This is a genomic window from Sphingopyxis sp., from assembly GCF_016463645.1.
GTDB lineage: Bacteria > Pseudomonadota > Alphaproteobacteria > Sphingomonadales > Sphingomonadaceae > Sphingopyxis.
In genome coordinates this window covers 1-20667 of record NZ_JAEMQX010000069.1, presented here as the reverse complement: position 1 = coordinate 20667, position 20667 = coordinate 1, and the positions used below count along the sequence as shown (strand labels likewise).

18 protein-coding genes are annotated in these 20667 nt (G+C 64.8%); 3 read left to right on the top strand and 15 right to left on the bottom strand.

All coding sequences use genetic code 11. The features are described from left to right. The 12 genes from JHC57_RS14310 to JHC57_RS14255 all read right to left on the bottom strand — a co-directional run. The coding region (locus JHC57_RS14310) for an acyl-homoserine-lactone synthase (RefSeq protein WP_294030776.1) at positions 1-500 on the bottom strand (500 nt) is incomplete at its 3' end. 182 nt (positions 501-682) lie between these two features. Beyond that, positions 683-1432 carry a LuxR family transcriptional regulator gene (locus tag JHC57_RS14305; protein WP_294030775.1) on the bottom strand — a complete coding sequence of 250 codons (750 nt, stop codon included), beginning with the start codon at positions 1430-1432 and terminating at the stop codon, positions 683-685. 201 nt (positions 1433-1633) lie between these two features. Beyond that, entirely contained in the window at positions 1634-2017 is a 384-nt protein-coding gene (locus JHC57_RS14300; protein ID WP_294030774.1) for a hypothetical protein, read from the bottom strand. A gap of 197 nt (positions 2018-2214) precedes the next feature. Further along, positions 2215-3147: a DUF2493 domain-containing protein gene (locus JHC57_RS14295; RefSeq protein WP_294030773.1), complete on the bottom strand. Its 933-nt coding sequence runs from the start codon at positions 3145-3147 to the stop codon at positions 2215-2217. Positions 3148-3463: 316 nt separating this feature from the next. Continuing rightward, positions 3464-4501 (bottom strand): toprim domain-containing protein, encoded by a 1038-nt coding sequence (locus JHC57_RS14290; RefSeq protein ID WP_294030772.1) that lies wholly within the window; start codon positions 4499-4501, stop codon positions 3464-3466. Between the two features lie 11 nt (positions 4502-4512). After that, positions 4513-8835, bottom strand: coding sequence for a strawberry notch family protein (locus JHC57_RS14285; protein WP_294030770.1), 4323 nt, complete (start codon positions 8833-8835; stop codon positions 4513-4515). Between the two features lie 94 nt (positions 8836-8929). Beyond that, complete coding sequence (locus tag JHC57_RS14280; RefSeq protein ID WP_294030769.1) at positions 8930-9724, bottom strand: hypothetical protein; 795 nt, start codon at positions 9722-9724, stop codon at positions 8930-8932. Then, positions 9721-10197 carry a hypothetical protein gene (locus tag JHC57_RS14275; protein ID WP_294030768.1) on the bottom strand — a complete coding sequence of 159 codons (477 nt, stop codon included), beginning with the start codon at positions 10195-10197 and terminating at the stop codon, positions 9721-9723. Before JHC57_RS14275 ends, JHC57_RS14280 begins: the two co-directional genes overlap by 4 nt. A gap of 74 nt (positions 10198-10271) precedes the next feature. Next, on the bottom strand, positions 10272-10781 hold the full coding sequence (locus JHC57_RS14270; protein ID WP_294030767.1) for a hypothetical protein: 510 nt from the start codon (positions 10779-10781) through the stop codon (positions 10272-10274). A gap of 119 nt (positions 10782-10900) precedes the next feature. Continuing rightward, entirely contained in the window at positions 10901-13012 is a 2112-nt protein-coding gene (locus tag JHC57_RS14265; protein ID WP_294030765.1) for a ParB/RepB/Spo0J family partition protein, read from the bottom strand. A gap of 342 nt (positions 13013-13354) precedes the next feature. Further along, a complete protein-coding gene (rclC, locus tag JHC57_RS14260; protein ID WP_294030763.1) occupies positions 13355-13960 on the bottom strand; it encodes a reactive chlorine resistance membrane protein RclC in 606 nt (201 codons plus the stop codon). Between the two features lie 12 nt (positions 13961-13972). Continuing rightward, positions 13973-14311, bottom strand: a complete 339-nt coding sequence (locus JHC57_RS14255) for a carboxymuconolactone decarboxylase family protein (RefSeq protein WP_366928544.1) — start codon at positions 14309-14311, stop codon at positions 13973-13975. A 463-nt stretch (positions 14312-14774) separates the two neighbouring features. Here JHC57_RS14255 and JHC57_RS14250 point away from each other — a divergent pair, with 463 nt between their 5' ends. Further along, a complete protein-coding gene (locus JHC57_RS14250) occupies positions 14775-15293 on the top strand; it encodes a DNA starvation/stationary phase protection protein (protein WP_294030761.1) in 519 nt (172 codons plus the stop codon). A gap of 193 nt (positions 15294-15486) precedes the next feature. Here the strand turns inward: JHC57_RS14250 and wrbA are convergent, their stop codons facing one another. The 3 genes from wrbA to JHC57_RS14235 all read right to left on the bottom strand — a co-directional run bounded on the left by wrbA (position 15487) and on the right by JHC57_RS14235 (position 18027). After that, positions 15487-16086, bottom strand: a complete 600-nt coding sequence (wrbA, locus tag JHC57_RS14245; RefSeq protein WP_294030760.1) for an NAD(P)H:quinone oxidoreductase — start codon at positions 16084-16086, stop codon at positions 15487-15489. A 161-nt stretch (positions 16087-16247) separates the two neighbouring features. Continuing rightward, a complete protein-coding gene (locus JHC57_RS14240) occupies positions 16248-17117 on the bottom strand; it encodes an SDR family oxidoreductase (protein WP_294030759.1) in 870 nt (289 codons plus the stop codon). Between the two features lie 112 nt (positions 17118-17229). After that, positions 17230-18027 (bottom strand): SDR family oxidoreductase, encoded by a 798-nt coding sequence (locus tag JHC57_RS14235; RefSeq protein ID WP_294030757.1) that lies wholly within the window; start codon positions 18025-18027, stop codon positions 17230-17232. 108 nt (positions 18028-18135) lie between these two features. On the opposite strand from JHC57_RS14235, the gene JHC57_RS14230 reads away from it, so the two are divergent. Together JHC57_RS14230 and JHC57_RS14225 are read left to right on the top strand one after the other, a co-directional pair. Then, positions 18136-19080, top strand: a complete 945-nt coding sequence (locus JHC57_RS14230) for a GlxA family transcriptional regulator (protein ID WP_294030755.1) — start codon at positions 18136-18138, stop codon at positions 19078-19080. Positions 19081-19751: 671 nt separating this feature from the next. After that, positions 19752-20450, top strand: a complete 699-nt coding sequence (locus JHC57_RS14225) for a hypothetical protein (protein ID WP_294030754.1) — start codon at positions 19752-19754, stop codon at positions 20448-20450. Positions 20451-20667 lie beyond the last annotated feature (217 nt).

Here is a 20667-nt window from a genome sequence, read left to right as displayed (position 1 = left end):
CGGTACAGCACCGGCGCGCCGAGCGCCTTGCAATCCCAGCCGAAGGTCTCGACCTGCCGGAACCAGGAAAGCTCGGCAACGCCCGTGTAAGCGGCGATGCCATTGGCGAGCGCATAGTCTGCGAGACCGACGAGCAACGTATCGCGCGCAATCCGTCGCTGCCGGGCGCCAATCCCGGGAGACAGGCAGAAGCGGGTGATTTCCAATATGTCGGCGCCTTGCGGCACCACGCCCGCGACCAGCTCGGGAAAGAGCGTATCGAGCAGCGCCGGACGCGTCGTCAACAGCAGCCGCGCCGAGGCGAGATGATTGCCGTCAGGATCGGTGACGATGAGATAGGTCGCGTCCTCGTCGTCGAAATGATCGAGTTCGAACCGCCCGGCGAGCGCCGGCAGGTCCCATTTCAGAAGATCGATGAAGACGCGCTTGCGCGCCTCGAACATCGAACGCAATACCGCGTGTTCTTGGGGACGGTTGGCTTGGTCGACAATCAGGAACATGGTGTCTCTCCCTATGGGGTTGGTAGAGACGAACCAATTGAACCGCATTTTGCGGTCCCGCCATATCAAGAAATGGGGGTGTAGAGGTCAACGCACGACGGCTTCCGCGCGGACCGTTGACGGGCGGCCGAAGTTGAAGAGCGAAAGGCGGAAGCCTTGCGTCGGGACGCAGGAGCGAGGCGTTAGCGGCGCGCGATATCGGCGAAGCTGATCGTTCCGTCCCACAAGGCCCGGATCGCGAGCGCGGTCCGGTTCGGCGCATCGTAGCGCCCGCGGGCGTTGCGCAGATGCTCGACGACGGTTCCGGGACGCAGCTCGAGAATTTGCCCTATCGCCCAGTCCGACTTGCCCCGTGCTGCCCAGATGACGATATCACGCTGGCGGTCGGTGAGCCGCGGTCGGTTCGCCTCCGGCACCGGTCCTGCGATCTGGCGCGCTGCCTCGAACGCAAAGGGCCCGAACATGCCGGCGAAGGGAAGATCGAAGAGGGTCGGCCTGCCCCGGCGCCAGGCAAAGGATATCGAGCCGTGCGCTTCGCCCGGGAGATGCGAAGGGATGGTGAGACCGTCATGAAGCCCGTGCCGCCGCGCTTCGGCAAGCACCATGTCGTCGCCGGGTCGCACTGGCGTCCAGCGCGGGGCCTCCTGCCAGAGAAAGGCCGCGCTGGTTCGCTGGCTCGCGCGGTGAATGGGGTCGACAGGTCCGAGACGCTGTTCGTCGAAACGACGGGCCCAACCTTCAGGATAATTGTGGAGCCGGATTCCCTGCCGCGGCGCTACCAGAAAATCGACATGATGGCTGAGCGCGAAATAATCGCATCCAAGGCGGGCGGCGGCGGCACCCAGAAGATCCAGCAGAGCGGCCTCTGTCCTGACGGTCATGACGTCGATCGCGAGCTCGCTCGCGGCGTCGAGAATGAACATACGAACCATGACAATGCCGGCGATCGTCGCCAAGCCGAAGCGTCCGGCACTGTTTCTTTGCCAAAGGCCCGCCGGCGGCGCCCACTCAATTAGGCACCGACGAGACGATGACGTCACCGCTGGTCAAAGTGATCGGATGGCAGTGAAAATGTGTAAGCGACAGATATATTGCAAATATATTCGGCAGAAACATCCAGATTGAGGATAGTTTTAATCCGGTGAGGTCCGAGGGCGCGTCTCGGGCAGTGAGGCCGCGGGAGCATAGGTCCACAAGGACAGCATGCCGCGCCCGCCCGGCCATTCTCCGCCCACGGCCGCAAAGCCCGCCTTCACCAGCGTCCGCTTCATATAATCGTCATCGGTCGTCGCATAAGCGGGCTCGGCAACTGCATCGAGGATGAGGCCAACAATCCGTTCCGAATGGCCCTTGCGGCGCATGTCCTCGGCAACGGCGACATAGCCAAGTTCGGGCGCCGCCTCGAAGCCAAGGATCGGAACCCCGGCCAGCTCGAAGCGCCCGGCGCGATAGCCGGGTATGGGATTTTTGAGCGAACCCACCGCGATGACGCGGTCGGTGCCCTGGTTTCGCAGCAAAGCGACCAGGCGAGCGTTTCCTAGACGGACCGCGATATCTTCGGCGGTAGCGTCTATCGCACCGCCCGCAGCAACGAGTCGGGCGGCGACGGTCCGGTCTTCGGGTTCCAACGCATCGAAAGTGCCGGTCCAGGAATATATGCGTGATGCCGGCACCCTCTTCTCCCCCGCGACGGAACAGGCGAAATGATTAGCGATTATCCGGGCCTCCGGAAGTCCCAAAGCGGAATGCCGAGCTTGCGCGCCTTGTCGGCCAGATTGTCCTGGATCCCCGTGCCCGCGAAGATGATGAGACCGACAGGCAGGGCTTCGAGCATCCGGTCGTTACGTTTGAAGGGCGCGGCCTTGCCATGCCGGTTCCAGTCGGGGCGGAAGGCCACCTGTGCGACCTTCCGGCTTTCCGCCCAGCAGGCCGCAGCCCGCTCCGCACCGGTCGCGGTCGCCCCGTGGAGAAGTACCATGTCGGGATGGCGTTCATAAGCGCGATCGAGCGCGTTCCAGACCGCATGATGATCGGCATCGGATCCGCCGGTGAACGCGATGCGGGTCCCCTCGGGGAGCAGAGCGGCTGCCTTTCCCCGAAGCCGTGCATCGAGGAAGTCGCGGCTGTCGATGAGCGACGCGGTCATGGTGCGATGCTGGACCCGGGATCCGGTGCGCGGTGCCCATGCCTTGCGGACAAGGATGCGGAACTGGTCGGCGGACGCCTCGCGGAAAAATTCCATCGCGTCGCGCCGCTCGATCAGCGAGATGCCCTCGCGCGTTGCTCGCTCGAGTTCGACCGAACGGATCTCGCTGCCATCCTGTTCACGCTGGAGACGACGCTGCAACTGCTCGTTGTCGTCGAGCCCGCGCTCGACCCGTTCGCCTGCGCGGTGGAAGATGTTGACGAGGTTCCAGAGCAGATCTTCAAGGTCGGGCTCGATCCGCGTCGCCTCGAGGCACCCCGCGAGCGCATCGAACATATCGACAATCGCCGCGCCAGCCAGCCTGGCATCGGGAAGCGGCCGGCCATCGGCTTCGTCTTCGAATGGGCGGTAGCCGTGAAGTTGCAGTTCCTGGAGAAGATAGGCCGTCGATCCCGGTTCGGGAGCCTCGGCGGCGTGAGAATGATCGGGACCATGGGTCATGGGGGATTCTTTCTGTCTGTCTGGCCGCGCCTCTCGCGGCCTTCGCGGGCGACCCCTCGCGGCACGCGGACCGGGCCAGCACCGCGCGCCCGCGCGCGGCCGGAGCGATCAGCGGAGGATGGCAAGCGAAGGCTATTTTGTTTCGCGCTGCAAAGGGGCGCCCCGCGCCCCGGCGGAAAATAGCCGCACGCGCGCCATTGCGCGCCCGGCCCGCGTGCCGCAGTCGCCCCCCTGCGAATGCCGGAGGCGCGGCCCGACCGGCGGAGCACCACAAGGCCTCACCCGACAGCCACCCCGCACCTCGCTCCCGGCCCGTTCAACCCGATCGCAGAAAGGCCGCCGCATCGTCCGGAACAAGCTGCGATGCCAGCAGAGCGACCAGAGCGTCACTGCCGAGGAGACAAAGATCGCTATTGAGATCGTCGAAGATGGAATCGATCGGATGCACTTCTATCCCGCAGGATCGGGCCCGGCCCGCAAGCGTCTCGAACGCCGCAGCGCCTGCCGGATCGCGTTCACGCGCGACATAGAGGCGGCGAACCGGGATCGGAAACCGGATGGCCGCGAGATGCGCTGACGAAAGCCCGGCGATCAACGGTAGGGCCGGTGCGACTTCGCGCACCGAGAGCATGGTCTCGATGCCTTCTCCCGCCACCATCACGTTCGCGGCAGCGCCAAATCGCACCCCGTGACCGAGCAGATTGCCCATAGCGCGACGCGGTAAGGCGACGGGCGCTTTCGTGGAGGTGACCGGATCGATCCATGTGCGATGGACACCGTGAAGCCTGTCGTCCTCATCGGTGACGGCCGCGATCATTGCGGGCCACGCTGCGGGCAGATCCGGTGCATCGTCCTCGCTTGGACGATAGTAGCAATGCGGATGGAAGCGGATGGACGGCTGGGCAACGAGAGTAACCGAACGCCCGGCAAGATAGCGGCGAACGACCGTTTCCTCGATCGGCCGCGTCGCCGCCCACAGGCGCTTCGCCGACGCCGTGCTGCCCGATCTGGACTTGCGCGCGCGCGGATTGCGCTCGTTGCCGTCAGGCAGCGGCAGGCTCAGGAAGCGCCGGGCCTCGGCCAGGGTATCCCCGAAGCGGGCATGGCCGCCGTTCGCTGCGATGATGTCGAGAAGATCGCCATGATCGCCCGTCGCCGCGTCGGTCCATTTGCCGCTGCGGCTGCCCTGATCGCCGTCGGAGAGGCGAACATAGAGGCTGCGTCCGCGATTATTCTGAAGATCGCCAACGATCCAATATTGGCCTTCGCGGCGGCCGTTCGACAGATAGCGGCGGCACACCGCCTCGGCATTTTCACCGAGACGGCGCGCGATTTCACGGGCGGGACTTTCCATGCGGGGCTCCTTCAGGCGGCCTTGCGATCGACGACCCGTTGAATCGGAAACCGTTCAACAAGCCGTGTGAACACGTCGGCGCCAGCAGCCCCTGCCGGCACGTAGAGCTTCAATTTCCATGAAACGATTTCCGATATCAAGCCAAAAGCCTTCAGCCGCTCGACGCCGAGGTCGTTGAAGCCCGTGAGCTCGACGCGCCAGTCGTTCATGGCCCGGACGCGCGCCAGCCGCTGTCCCTCGGCAAGATCGAACCGGGCCTCGCCCGCCATCACCATCGCCCAAGCTTGGGCGGCGGAGAGCTTCGGCGGACCGTCGTCGACGAACTTCGCCACCCAGGCGGGCGACACGCGGCGGCCGATCACGCGCTCCCCGGCGTCGGTCTGGAGGCGATAGACGCGTGTCGACTCGTTCGGGAGGCTGCGCCAGATCGGCAACAACAATCCTGCGACCATATGAAGCGTGCCGGTCTCATATTCGGGAAGCTCGGCGAGTTCTTCGTTCCACGCCGCGGCGAAAGCGTCGGGCCCGACATCGTGCCAGTGGCTCGTGAAGAGCTGGTCGGCAAGGATCTTGACGGTTTCCATCGGGCGAATGAGCCGGTAGCGGCGATGCACCGCCCCATCGTCGTCGACGATGCTCCGCGCTCGCAGCCGGACCGCGGCGCGGCCCGAGCGGGCGTTGACCAGCAGGGCGGCACCCTCGGCATCTTCGAGCGCCAGGGCTTTCTCGAGCGTGAGCGGCGTCAGACGATCCTTTCGATCGATCGTGAGGAGCTGCGTCTCCGCGCCGGTCCCAGGATGGGTGTAGATCGTGCGGCGCGACGAGATGATGAAGCTCTCGGCGCGGAGGGTCTCGAGGCCGACTTCATAGGTTCCCGCGGACATGGCCGCTTCGATCCGCGCCGAATGCAGGCCTTCGAAGGCTTCGAACAGGATGTTCTGCAGGTCGATCGCGAGCGCGAGCATCCGGTTCAAAAATGTCGTGATCGGGGGAAGCTCGTCGCGAAGCCCGCCATCGGCATCGATAAGCGACAGACCCGTCGCGCTCTCGAACGTCAGCAGCGAGCAGCCCTTCACCTTTCCGTTCGCGATCAGGAGATAGAGCTGGCGGAGCGCGTCGCGCGCGTAGAAGGATTCCAGATTGTCCTCGGGGCGGAACATATTCTGCCCGCCCGTCTGGCGCTGCCCGCGCGTGATCGCGCCCATTGAGTCCAGCCGCCGCGCGATCGTCGAGATGAAGCGCTTCTGCGCCTTAACATCGGTCGAGACAGGCCGGAACATCGGCGGCTGCTTCTGGTTCGTGCGGTTCGTGCGCCCGAAGCCCTGGATCGCGGCGTCGGCCTTCCATCCCGCCTCGAGGAGATAGTGGATGCGGCGGCGCTGATTCTTCACGCCGAGGTCGGCATGATAGGAGCGCCCGGTGCCGCCAGCCTCGGAGAAGATCAGGATGCGCTTGTCGTCATCCATGAAGGCATGGGTCTCGCCGACGCTCGCGCTTCCCGGACGGTTCTCGACCGCAAATCGCACGTCGCCGCCCTCGCCCTGCCTTGGAACGATCCGGCGCGAACGCCCCGTCACCTCGGCGACTTCGTCGGTCCCGAAATGCTGGACGATCTGGTCGAGGGCGCCTGGCACCGGCGGCAGGCTGGCGAGCTTCTCGATCATCGCGTCACGGCGGCGGCACGCCTCGCGGCTCACGATCGGATTGCCGTCACCGTCATAGGCGGGGCGCGACGAGAGATTGCCCTCGCTGTCGCTGCACGGCTCGAAGAGCTGCACCGGGAAGCTGTGCGCGAGATAGTCGAGGACATATTCGCGCGGCGTGATGTCGACCGAGACATCGCCCCATTCCTCGGCGGGTATCTCGGCGAGGCGGCGCTCCTGCAGCGCTTCGCCGGTCGAGACGATCTGAATCACCGCAGCATGCCCTGCCGCGATATCCGCCTCGATGCTCGCAATCGTGCTCGGTGTCTGCATCGCGGTGATAAGATGGTTGAAGAAGCGCTGCTTCGTACTCTCGAATGCCGAGCGCGCGGCCGATTTGGCCTGCCCGTTGAGCGTGCCATGCTCGGCGCTCGTCACCCCGGAAGCTTCCATCGCCGCGTCCAGATTGTTGTGGATCACCTGGAAGGCGGCGGCATAGCTGTCGTAGATGCGGCGCTGCTCTTCGGTGAGTTGGTGCTCGAGCAGTTCATATTCGACCCCGTCGAACGAGAGCGAGCGGGCCGCATAGAGGCCGAGCGCCTTCAAGTCGCGGGCAAGCACCTCCATCGCCGCAACGCCGCCCTCCTCGATCGCCGCGACGAAATCGCTGCGTCCGGCGAAGGGAAAGTCGGTCCCGCCCCAGAGGCCGAGGCGCTGCGCATAGGCGAGGTTCTGCACCGTGGTCGCACCCGTCGCCGAGACATAGACGATCCGCGCATCTGGAAGCGCATGCTGAAGGCGGAGCCCCGCCTTGCCCTGCTGCGAAGGCTTCTGGTCGCCGCGCTCGCCCTTGCCGCCCGCAGCGTTTGCCATCGCATGCGCTTCGTCGAAGATGATGACCCCGTCGAAATCCGTGCCCAGCCATTCGAGGATCTGGTCGAGGCGGCTTCCCTTGCCCTCGCGCCCCTGCGACCGCAGCGTCGCATAGGTGGTGAACAAAATCCCCTCGATGAGCTTGATCGGCGTTCCCTGGCGATAGCGCGACAGCGGCGAGACGAGCAGTCGCTCCTGTCCGAGTGCCGACCAGTCGCGCTGGGCATCCTCGAGTAACTTGTCCGATTTCGAGATCCAGACCGCGCGCTTCCGCCCCTTCAGCCAATTATCGAGGATGATGCCGGCAACCTGCCGTCCCTTGCCCGCGCCGGTGCCATCGCCGAGGAACCAGCCGCGCCGGAAGTGGACCGCGCCGTCTGCATCGTCGCTGGCCGCGCTCACCACGTCCAAGGTTTCGTCCACGGTCCAGGCGCCCGAGAGATAACCGCTGTGCGCTTCGCCTGCGTAGATGATTGACTCAAGCTGCGCGTCCGAAAGGCTGGCCTTCTCGATGAGCGATGCGGGAAGATGCGGCCGGTAGCCGGGCTTCGGCGGCGCGACCGATGCCATGGCGGCCGACTGGACGAGCGCGGTCGGATGGGGAGAAGCGCCCGGGATCGCAATCGACTGAAGCGCATAGGGCTCATAGATCGCCTCTTCGAGCTGCCCCTCGGGCGGCACCCAATCGGAAACCTCAAAGGCCAGCTCGATCCCATCCTCGCGTAGCGGCCGCGGCGACATCGTCCTGCGCAGCACGGGGCCATCTCGCCGAGGAATTCCTGCGATGGACGCCGACGCCTTAAGACAAGCGGGCGGCATAGGGCGCGGCGGTACGTTCGCCTCCACCCATTGCAGCAAGGTCGCGGCGTCGGCGGCGCAGCCCGCCACGCCCGAGAAGACTGAAGGATTGTCGGCGGGCACCTTATCGATCACGGTGAGCCGCGTTTCGATCGATGTCCCGTGCCGCGCGAAGACCTTGCCGGCGACTGCGGCCGAGAAAACCACCCGTCCACTGTCCTGTAAGCGCACAAAGATATCGCGCCAGGCCGGAGCCTCGGGCGAGCATCCCGAGCCGGTGATGGCGACAAGACGGCCTCCCGGACTGAGCCGCGCCAGTGCCGACGCGATGTGCCGGAGCGCGGTTCCCTTCATCTGCCGCTCGACATTGGCAACGGCCGAAAAGGGCGGGTTCATGAGAACCACAGTGGGAACGATATCTGCCGCCAGACGATCGTCGATCGAGGCCGCGTCGTACCGGTGGACAAGGGTCTCCGGAAACAATTCGGTGAGCAGACTGGCCCGGTCGTCCGCCAGCTCATTCAGCACGAGGCGGGCGCCCGCGTCATGCGCATGGACGGCGAGCATGCCGGTCCCCGCCGACGGCTCGAGAACCAGGTCGCCGGGGACGATCGCGGCCGCATGGGCGGCGATCATTGCGAGCGGCAGAGGGGTAGAGAATTGCTGCAGGGCCTGGCTCGTTTCCGAGCGGCGCGTGTGCGTAGGAAAGCGGCCGGCAATTCGCTCGTAAAGGGACAGGAGCTGCTGTGCCGATCGCTGGCGCGCGACAAGCGCGGCGCCGTAGCGACGGAGGAGCGCGACTTGCGCCGCCTCGCAGGCATCATAGGCCGATTTCCAATCCCAGATGCCTTCGGCATCGGTTCCGCCGCAGCCCTCGTTCATCGCGGCGCGAAGGCGCTCCGTGTCGATGGTCTCGCCGCGCTCAAGCAGCGGCAGCAGGAGTGCGGCGGCGGCAAGAGTTCCGGCGGGCGCAGGCAGAGGTGCGGCGGCGGCAGCCGCCAGGTTCGTATTGCTGGGCATGAGGCAGGCTTTCGAGCGAGAGCGGGAAGGATGAAGTTGCCGGGCGCTCTCTCGGTCCGCGGCACTTCCTCCTTCCCCTTCCGCCCTCTTCCTCTCAGCCCGGCTGCTGGTGCCGCGCGGGATCGATCACGAACCCATGCCGACCGGCGGCATATTCATCCGACGGGATGAAATAGGTGCGCGCCGGGCCTGCGTTCCGCCGCCCACCCAGGGTCGCGGAAGCCACGATGAACCCGGGATGGCTGTCCGATCGTGACGCCACAATCACCACCCAGTCGGCAGCATGGCGGCTCTCGAACGCTTCGCGCTCCCGGGTGAAGGATTCCTCCGGCGGGAGCGTGCGGCCATAAAGAGCCTCCCACGCGTCGGGGAAGCTATCGCGAAGTATCTTGTCCGCCGCCGTCTTCTCCCGGGCGGTGAACAAGGCGGGAAAGGCGGCAGCGACGCGCGACCAATCGCAGTCCTCCTCATAGCAACCGTCCGGGAGCCGCAGCGCCGGTGAAACGAGCGCGTTGCGTTCGGGATCGAGAATGAAACCGCCGTGGCCCGCGGTCGTGTAGCAGATGATCCCCTCAGCATAGCGTGTTGCCGACTGTGAAGGACCCCAGGGCGTCCACGGCGCCATGTCTGTCTGCCGGCGATTCAAAGCTTCGCGTTCCCGCGCATCATCCAATACGCCGTCGATATGCGAGCGAAAACCCGCATCGTCTGCGACGACGGCTTCGCAGCCATAGGCGCAATCCTTCGTCACCTCCTCCAGCGGCCGCACGGGCCGATAGGCGGTCGCAATGCGGAAGCCGCCCTTTACCGGAACGGCAACATAGACCAGACAGTCGATCCGCGCGGCGAGCAGGCCATCGGCGGTCGTGCCATAATGAGCCTCGATCATGCCGCAGCCCTCCCGACAGCAGCCCGATCGACAAGGTCCGGGTCTTCGACGGTCTCGCACCGAGCGCCCGGATAACCATGGCGAGCGCGCCACAGTTCGGCCGCTGGCATGTCCTCAGCGAGATGCTGCAGTTCCTCATGATCGCCGATCTTGGTGAGGATACGGACCATGCCCGCCGCGGGCCGTTCAATCACCTCGAACTGGAGCTGGCTCTCGACCATATAAACGCGCCGGACGACGAGAATGATCGTCCCGCCGCTGCCATAGGTTCCGACGTGGAGCGTGAAGGTTGCCGGAGTGCGATAGGTGGCGCCATCACGCCCCGGTGAACATTCGACCAGGCGGCCGGTGCCATTTTCATTCTCCCATGCCTTCACCTTTCGCGTGAAGCGCTCGGGCGGCCGCGGCTCGCCGTTGGAATAGCGGATGATGCTCCCGAGCGGAGCGGTGTCATAGATATCTTTTGCAGACATGCGTGCGTCTCCTTGAAACGCGAAAGCCCGGCACGATGGCCGGGATTTCGGAATGAATGATGATGTGGTGGCGGTCAGGCAGGCTCGGGCGCCTGAGAAGGCGGCGCCGAGGCTGTTGCGTCCGTTTCCGGAATCGGCGGATCGCCCTCGACGACCAGCGGCGGAACCTCGAACTCGGCGCCGTCAAAATAGGCGAACGCCGCCTCGATTGAGCCGAAACTCTCCAGCAGGCGCCGGTCGAGGACGACCCGATCGCTCTCGTCGATCATATAGCTGTCGACCGTGCCCGTGCCCCGGAAGACGAGGCGCTCGGGAGACCATTCGGCGGGATAGCTGCCCGACCAGCGAACGAACGGCAGGGCGTTCCGGACGCAGAACGCCTCGAGATGGTCGATCTTGCCCCAGGCGCAGCTCTCGTCGAACAGCGCGAGCGGCTCGCCGACGACGCGCTGGCCGATCTCAAAGGGCTCGCCGCCCCATATGATCGGCAGGCCTTCGAAGGCGATCGCCGAGACGAACTCGGCATAAAGCGCGGCCGACATCTCGCCGCCGATAAGGATCGATGCAGGAACGCGATCAGCCATTGCAGCCTCCATCGATCGAGCGGATTTGCTTCAGAATATTCATTTCAATTCTCCGGAAATGGCTTCGGCCCGACATCGCTGCCGGACCGAAGAGGATTGATTGCAGTTGAAGTGCCGGATCATTCGGCGGCGACAGGAAGCTCCGCGTCGCTCTCGCCGTCCTCATCGGCAGGGTCGTCCGCCAAGAAGGCAGGCAGTTCGACTGTCGGCTCCTCGCCTTCCGTCGTCGCGGGCTCGATATCGTCGAGGCCCGGCGTGCGGAGCGGCTCGGGGAGCCAGCCCGTCTCCTCAAGCAGGCGCTCGGCTTCGCGCGCCATGTCGCCCTTCTTGAGATGATCGATCATCTGGACAAACTGCTCGCCCCGCGCTTCGGTCACATCTGCGAGAATGCGCGGCTTGGTCACGCCCTGGAAGTAGGAGGCGACCGTCGGGCGCCAGCCGGCGTCGACGAGGTTAAGCCCGACCGCCCGGGCAAGGACATTGCTGTGCGCAATGCGCCGCTCGACCATATGCGCCGACACCTGGCCGCCGCCATGCTTGGGGACGATCTCGGCATGGGCATTCACCGCGCCCGAAACGCAGTGCGCGAGCAGCTGCGCCTGTTCGTCGGCCCCGAGGGTCAGGAGGAAGTCCCAGACATCCTTGTCCGAATCCGGCAGGCGCTCACGCCAGGCGGCTCCGCGCGCCGTGATCGCCTGACCAGGACTACTGTCGCGCAGTGCGCTGCCTGCGCTTCCGAAATAGGTCCGGTGCGCCGAAATCTGCACGCAATTGTCCCTGCTATGACTGAAGAAGCAGCCGAGCACGAAGGCGTGCAGGACCGCCACATAGGCCGTCGCCGGATCCTGCGCGAACGCGTCCTGCAAGGCGAGCGTCCGCCAGGCCGTCAGGTCCGCGACGAGTCGATCGGGAAGCGGTTTCAAGCCTTCCTCGGCCTCCTCTTCCGCAGTCGCCGCCGCGGCTTCCTCACCTGCCTTGGCCTCGTCTCCGGCCGGCGCGGCATCACCCGTTTCGCCCGGCTCGTCCGTTTCTTCCTCGTCGGAAGCCGGCTCATCCTCGGGCTTCACATAGCCGCGCTCGACGCGGATGCGGCCGTCGCTGTCGAGCGTGACGAACGCGCCGGCGATAGCCAGCTCGGCGGAGTCAAAGGTGCATGGACGGTGGGCGAGCGCCGCGAGCTCATTGTCGATCGCCTCGATCCTGGCATGGATCTCGTCCGGCACATCGTTCGCATCGCCCCACTCGTCGCCGAGTTCTTCACCTTCCGCCTCGAGCTCGGCGACCCGCGCCTCCTCCTCGGCGGTCATCGGGGTCTCTTCGCCAATGATTTCGCGAAGGCCCCGTGTGGCTTCCCAGGGCAGGTCGATCGCGATCGCGACCCATTTCCAGCCCTCGGCCGCAACGCCCTCGCCCGCCTCGCCAAGCTTCGCCTCGACGAGCCGGTCGAGCAGCGCGGGATCGGTGAGCCAGCCGCCATGATCGCTCTCGAAGAGGTCGCGGACAACGGCGCCGCCGGCCGCGACATAATCATCGATGCCCACGAACCGCACACGCTTGTCCTGCGCGCGCACGCTGTTCTCGGTAAGCTTCTGGCGAATATGCGCCGGCGTCCGGAAGCTGTGCTCGAGCTGGTCCCACACCTCTTCCTGCCGCGCATGGTCGTCGGACACGGTGAAGGCCATGAGCTGGTCGAGCGTCATCGCCTCGTCGGCATAGATGTCATGGAGCTTCGGCGACACTCCGGCGAGTTTCAGGCGCTGGCGCACAGCGGCGGCCGTCGTGTGAAAGCGGGCGGCGATTTCTTCGACGCCGTTGCCCTTGTCGACCATCGCCTTCATTCCGCGGAATTCGTCGAGCGGGTGAAGCTGCTCGCGCTCGCTGTTCTCGACGAGGCTGTCTTCCTCGGCGAGTATATCATTGGCGGCAGCGCGGACCACGCAGGGGATCGGCGCATCCTTGGCGAGGCGCTTTTGTTTTGCGAGGAGCTCCAGCGCACGGAAGCGCCGCCCGCCGGCCGGTATCTCGTACCGGCCGGTTTCCTGACCCTCCGGGTCGAGGATCGGTCGGACGTAGAGGCTCTGGAGCAAGCCGCGCCGCGCGATCGAGTCCGCAAGCTTGTCGATCGAGACGCCGGCTTTCACACGCCGAACATTGGATTGGGACAGGACCAAGCAGTCGAGCGGAATATCGCGCGACGGGTGGAGGGTAATCTTGGGTGCCGGTTTGGCCATGGGTCATTCTCCATGGCGAGCCGCCGGGAGACTCTCTCCTGGCTTTCAGCCCGCCACGAAAACCCCTCCCCACTCTTGCTCTGCGCCCGCATGCGGGCGCTTGCCTGGCAACGCGAGGCAGGATGCGCTGCCACCGCCGGAGATCGCGCCGATGACATGAATTCGGTCAGGGAAATGAAACGCGCGCAACAAGGCCCTTCCCCTCGATATTCCACTCGTGCGCACGGCCGGTCCCGATACCTTTGAAATCCATGGTGAGGAGGACGTTGAGACCGCGCCGATGCGCCGAAGAACCGCGCAAAATATGTGCCTGCGCCGTCCGGCGCGGCACTGGCGGCGTCCCTAGCGTTCCAGCGGCGCGGTCCCGGGATCCTTCGGGTCCCGGAGAAGCGCGCGTGCGGTGTCGACGAGGATCAGCCACGCCCCGGCAAGGATGGCGACATCCTTGAGCACGAGACGCCCCGCTCCGGAAAGATAGGGAAACCCATGCTGCGCATCGCCAAGAGCTGCCACCCAGGCCTCGGGCGTGGTGACGAGGAAGGACAGGGTCACAAAGGGTGTGGCAAAAGCCAGTGCCGCACCGACAAATCCCGCGCGCCGTGACACCAGGCCTGCCAGAGTCAGACCGCCGATCACGAGTTCGACTGCACCCAGACCATGAGAGAAACCATAGGTGTTGTTCGCAGTCTGCCATGCCCGAGCTTCGGGCTTGAGCTCGCCTTCGTGCGTCATATGGGCCTTATACTCGCCCGGATGCTCATAGAAGAACGACATGGCCGGGCTGTTGGCGACAAAGGGCGTAATGCTGTCGGCCTCATAGGGTACGAACTTGAGCGCGCCGATCCAGAGAAAGATGATCGCGATCGCGATCTTCATGGCCCCGATACCGACGCTGTTGGACCGCGCGCCCGCGATCGCCGCGAGACCGCGACGGATAATGCTGCTCATCTTGCGCCTCCCTCAGACCGTGTCGATCGCATCGAGTACGCGCGCGGAGTAGACGAGCGCCGACCCGGCCCCGATCGCGATCGCGACCCCCAGCGCCTCCGCAATCTCTTCCTTGGTCGCACCAAGCTTCTTCGCCTGGGCGGTATGCACAGCGATACAGCCGTCGCAACGCAGGCTGACGGCTGCCGCGAGCGCAATCAGTTCGCGGAACTTTGCGTCGAACACGCCTGTCTTCGCTCCGGCACCGGAGAGCGCTAGATAGCCTTTCAGGGTGTCGGGGCTGAGCTTGCCGATCTCGCCAATGCGCGATCCGAGTTGAGAACGATAGTCGTTCCAGTCAATCATCTGCATGATAACCTCCTTTGCCTTTACGTCGAAGAGTTGCTGCCGCCTGCTTTCCCGGAGCCGGCCGGACCACCCGTGGGAACGTCAGGGCGGATCGAAGACACTCTTCCGGAAGGCGTGACCGCCCACCGATCAAAAATAGGCATGAGAGCCGAGGGCGAACATGTCTCTTTCGGTCTGGCGGACGCATACGATCGTATGGGCGCGATGTGGAAAAACGGGTCGGCCGTTGAACGAGGTCGAAGGACCGCCACGAGCAAGATCCGCCCCGCGGTGCCCGTCGGGACTGCCGCCTTCGGTCGATCCGGGCCACACCACCGTATGATATCGAACGGGCGGGCTGCCGCATACGATCCCCCTCGCCCGGGCCGCAGAGGCCTTCAGCTCGCACGAGCGCGCCCGGGATGATCCTTCGACATCGACCGACGCCGCCGCTCGTGACGGTGCCGGCAAACATGGAGTTCAGCAGGTGACGGAACAAACATTAGGGAAGGTGCAGAGCAGCCGGTTTCTCGGGACACCCAGCGACCTCGGCGAGGCGGCGACGCGCGACATATCGGGTGCGCTTGGCGCTCTCCTCGCAGATGTTTTCGCGCTCTATCTCAAGACCAAGAATTTTCACTGGCACATGAGCGGACCGAGCTTTCGCGATTATCATCTGTTGCTCGACGAACAGGCAACCGAGATCTTCGCGATGACCGATCCCATCGCGGAGCGTGCCCGCAAGATCGGCGGCAACACGATCCGGTCCATCTCGGACATCGCCGGTCGCCAGCGGCTGCTCGACAATAATGAAGCCTTTGTCGAACCGCAGGACATGCTTGCCGAACTGCATGGCGACACCAAGCAGCTCGTCGCCGAAATGCGGCGTGTTCACGAACTCTGCGACGAGCACTCGGACATCGCGACCGCCAGCCTGCTCGAGGTCTGGATCGACGAGAGCGAACGGCGGGGATGGTTCCTGTGGGAATGCAGCCGTAGCCGCTAATCCGCTCCAAAAACCAGCCTCTGCCGGCAACCAGGAATCCGGTAGCGGCGAAATCGACAGGATGTCCGGGAGCCATGCGATCCCGGACCGGCCTTTGCCCCACGGCATGCACGCAAATCCGCCCGCAACCCGCTTACCGGATTGCGGGCGGTTTGACGCCGGCGCAGCGGGCTGCCGCGCGGCGCGGCGGCTATCAGCCGAAAAGCTTCGCTGCGGTCTTCGCGACCAGGCCGCCTTGATGGCGGGCGCCGGCCAGTTCGATTTCGGACGGCTGGCGCGACCCGTCCGAGCCCGCGACCGTCGTCGAGCCATAAGGTGCGCCGCCGACGATTTCCTCGATCGTGCCCTGACCGGCGTGGCTGTATGGCAGGCCAACGATCGTCATACCGAAATGCATCAGGTTCGTGATGATCGAGAAGAGGGTGGTCTCGTTGCCGCCATGCTGTGTGGCCGAAGAGGTAAAGGCACTGCCGACCTTCCCGTTCAGCGCTCCGCGCGCCCACAATCCGCCGGCCTGATCGAGAAAGGCCGCCATCTGGCCCGATATCCGTCCAAAGCGTGTGCCGGTCCCGACGATGATCGCGTCATAGGCCTCAAGCTCGTCGATCGTGGCGATGGGCGCCGCCTGGTCGAGTTTGAAGTGAGCGGCCCTTGCCACCGCCTCGGGTGCGGTTTCGGGAACCCGCTTGACGTCGACCTCGGCGCCCGCCGCGCGGGCGCCCTCCGCGATGGCCCCGGCCATCGTCTCGATATGGCCGTAGGACGAATAATAAAGGATCAGAATCTTCGCCATGATGCATTTTCCTTGATCGCGCAGGCCAAGAGGGTCTGCGACCGGCCGCTATCCTGACCTGCAGCCGCTCGGAGCGCATCAAGACGGTGGGATGTGGACGCCCATAACATCGTATGGCTCCAATAACGGCCACCGGGTTCGGGCAAGCACGTCCGGCCGCCTTACCGAAACGCGCCGTCCTTCAGGTAAGAGGCTTCGCCGTCTTCATAGTCCGTCGACCGGCTGACGTCGAGCCACGCCTCGGCGGCCTTCTGTCGTTCCGCATCGCTCTCCGCGACCACCTGCAAGGCGTCGCTTCCCAGAAGCAGATGCACCGGAAGGTCTCGGGCGCGGGAGAGATCGAAGACCACATTCGCGACCCGCGCGGGATCGCCGACCTCGCTGCCTACGAAATGCGCCATATGGTCGAGAAACTTGCCGACGCTGGGCTCATACTCCTCGATCAAGGCAATCGGCCGGCCTTTCGCGGTCGCACCCCAATCCGTCCGCATTCCGCCGGGCTCCACCGAGATCATTTGCACGCCGAAGGCGGCCGTTTCTTTCGCGAGAACCTCTGTAAATCCGCCCACAGCCCATTTCGCGGCCTGATAGGCACTAAGGCCGGGCGCCCCGACCCGTCCCCCGACCGACGATATGTTGATGATGTGTCCGCTTCGCTGCCTCCGCATGATCGGCAACGCGGCGCGGACCATATTGACGACGCCGAACAGGTTCGCCTCGATCTGGTCTCTGAAGCTTTCAGCGTCAAGCTGCTCGAAAGGTGCTATCGAGGCGTAGCCGGCATTGTTGACCAGAACATCGAGCCGGCCGAAATTCGCCTGCACCGCATCGATCGCGGCCCTCGCCTGCCCTTCGTCGGTGACATCGAGAGAAAAGAGACGCAGGTCGGAAGCGTGGATGTTCTGGAGCCCTTCGAGCTGCGCCGGATCCCGGGCGGTTGCAAGCACCCGGTCCCCGCCCGCAAGCGCCCTTTCGACGATCGCCCGGCCGAGGCCCTTCGATCCACCCGTGACCAGCCAGACCTTCTTCATCTTGTTGGTTCCTTCACTCTCGCAGCCCGAAGTCGCCGGGCCGCTATGCAGCTCGCCGGACGATGGCGACGGGAGACAGCGAAACAGTCGCTGCCTCCCGCCATGCCAGGCGTCAGTTCGTTACGGCATCCAGATAGCGCGCGCCGGGGCGCGCGTGGGCAAGGTCGCCAGCGATGCGAAGGCGCTGCGCCTCATAATCGTCCCACAATTTGCCATCCTGCAGCGGCGGAATCGTGACGACCTCGCCGAGATCGAGGCCGGCCAGAGCCGCATCGACCATGTCGTCGCCCGACATGACCGACGGGCTATTCGCATAATCTCCATAGCCCGCGATGTCCCAGAATTCGGTAGCGGTCCCGCCCGGGAGGACGGCCTGCACCCTCACGCCCTTGTCGGCGAGCTCATGCTGGAGCGACTGGGTGAAGGCGAGAACGAAGGCCTTGCTGCCGCCATAGACACCATTCAGGATCTCGGGACCGATCGCGACGATCGAGGAGATGTTGATGATCGTCCCCTTCCCGCGCTCGACGAAGGCCGGCGCCGCTGCATAGGCCAGTCGCATCGGGGCCGTGACGTTGAGATCGACCATCAGTTCCATCCGGTTCACATCGGATTCGAGAAGCGGCGTCACACCGCCGAAGCCGGCATTGTTCACCAGCATGGTGATCCCGGCGTTCGAACGCAGCACCTCCTCCACCTTGAAGAGGTCGGCCTTGTCCGACAGGTCCGCCGCCAGAACATTGACCGATCGGCCCGTCTCGTCGGTGATGCGTGCGGCAACCGCCTGGAGGCGTTCGACGTTGCGCGCCACCAGGATGAGATCATAGCCGCGGCGCGCGAGGCGATCGGCGTAAATGGCTCCGATGCCGCTCGATGCTCCGGTAATCAGCGCGGTACCCATATTCGTCATTGTCAGTCTCCTTATGTTTCAGCACCTGATTGCTGCCTCACAGATAGGCTTGAAACCGCATGTCTCAAATGTCATATAAACGTCGATTTAGGACATACGGAGATCTGCGTGCGCAAGGTCGGTTTCATTCTCCACCCGGGCTATTCGCCGATGACCCTCGCCATCTCGACTGTCTTCGAGATCGCCAACCTGCATTCGGGTGAGGAGGTCTATGACATGCGCATGATCTCGCGGTACGGCGGACCGGTGCGGACATCCGCGGGCTTCGAGATCATGACATCCCCGATCGACGGTAGCCCGCTCGACCTTCTTGTCGTCGGGGGCACGATGGATGCGATCGGCCAAGATGTCGTCGCTATCGTCCGCGATGCGCCGGCGTATGCGCGGCGCATCGCTGCCCCCTGTGTGGGCGCGCTCGTCCTTGCCGAGGCGGGCCTTCTCGATGGCCGCAGGGCGACGACCCACTGGATGTACGCGCGCGAGATGGCCGCGCGATTCCCGCTGATCAAGGTCGAGGAAGACCGGATTTTCATCGCGGACGGACCGATCTGGACATCGGCGGGTATGACCGCCGGCATCGACCTCGCGCTGGCGATTGTGGAGGAGGATCTCGGGAACGAGGCTGCACGCGCCGTTGGCCGCAAGATGGTGGTCTATCATCGCCGGAGCGGTGGCCAGTCGCAATTCTCGACGTTGCTCGAGCTCGAACCGAAGTCGGACAGGATGCAGACCGTCCTGACCTTCGCCCGCCGGAACCTCACAAGCCGGCTGTCGGTCGAGGATCTCGCCGAAGTCGCCCATCTCTCCCCGCGGCAGTTCAGCCGCGCGTTTCAGTCCGAGACCGGCCAGTCGCCCGCCAAGGCGATCGAGAATCTGCGCCTCGAAGCGGCCCGGACGTTGATGGAGGACAGCGCGCACCCGATCGACGTGGTCGCCCGGCAGGCAGGTTTTGTCGACCGCGACCGGATGCGCCGCGCGTTCCTGCGTGCTTATGGTCAGCCGCCCCAGGCGCTGCGCCGGGCGGCGGGAGGCCCCAGGCACAATTCCCTTTAAGGAGATTGACGCGGGCGACCGGCGCGATGCTGCGGACGGCTCCCCGCTCCGCCAGATACCGACATCGCGGTCCGGCCCCTGCCTCCCTGTCCCGAAGTTCGGCCTGTCGCGGTAACGCGCGAATTTCGCCATGGCTTGCCTCACAGGTTTCAGGGTGCCGGGCCGGCTCGGGCTGCGAGGGAGAGGGCGGGTTCGCAGCGCGATGCAGGGGGTGAAGTCCACCGGCCCGGGCAACGCAAGACTGTGACAGACGGCGCCACCGCGGAAGCCGTCCGCTGGTTTATGCATCTCCATCGTTGGTATGGGGTGGGTGCCCTTTCCTTCCGGTCACGGGTACCAGTCCGTCCGTCCAGCGCTTCGCGTCGCACGTCTAACGTCTGGCGTCTGGCGAAGCGGCGAGAGCATGAGCCCCGCAAGAGGGCGATACTGCGAGATGGGGCACGCCCAGCCCTCCCCTCCCGTCGCGCCAAACCGGCGCTGCACGCGCTAACCTACGAAATCGCACCTCACTCATACCGGCGTAGGGGTCGATCAGCGCCGGCGAATCGAGGAACATGGCACCTTCAAGATGCCGAAAGCCGGTGGCCTGCGGGCCAGCCTCATCATGGGCCGGGGGCAATCGGGAACAGCAGGACCGAAAGGAAATTCCATTGTCCGACCTGTTAGATTCGGTGATCGAGGCGCACGGCGGGCGCGAACGTTTCAACAGTTTCGCCACGCTCACCGCCAAGCTCGAGCAAGGTGGTATTCTTTGGGCGTTGAAGGGCAAGACCGACGTCCTCGCTCATGCCAATGTTCGGGTCGATCTGCGCGAAGAGCGCGTGTCTCATTGGCCTTTCGCCCCCACATCGCGCCATTCGGTCTTCACGCCCCAGCGCGTGACCATCGAAGAGGAAGACGGATCGATTACGGAAGACCTCTCCGAACCGCGCGCGTCTTTCGCCGGGTTCGAGATGGAAACGCACTGGAGCGATGCCCAGCTCGCGTATTTTGCGGGCTACACCATGTGGACCTATCTCATCTCCCCGTTCCTGCTCGGGCGTCCGGGGGTCGTCGCGAGGGAGATCGAGAGCTGGGAGGAGGCCGGTGAAAATTGGCACCGGCTCCGCGTCGAATTTCCCGACAGCATCGCCACTCACAGCAAGGTTCAGGACTTTTATTTCGACGATAAGGGCCTGCTACGCCGGCACGACTATGAAGTCGAGATCCAAGGCAACAATGCCGCGTCGCGCTATCTGTTCGAGCCTGTCGAGGTTCAGGGTATCACGCTATATTCGAAGATGCGTATTGTCCCCAACACACCAAGCAATATCCCGCTCACCGAACCTTATATCGTCACGATCGATCTTTCGGATTATCGGTTCGAATGAGCCGGCCACCAGGGCGGCAGCTCGGTCCTCCGGTGCCGGTCGAGCGACCGGTCACGATCGGCCCGCCGATCAGGCTGAAGGCCTCAAGGCGGGCCGAGGCACCAGTCATGCTGTGCAACGCACTAACGCCAGACTAGAGCCTCGGGCGATGCCGGAAATCAGGCTGTCAAACGGCGTTCAAAAGGGACCCCCGATCGGCGTCGAAGAGGGACCCCCT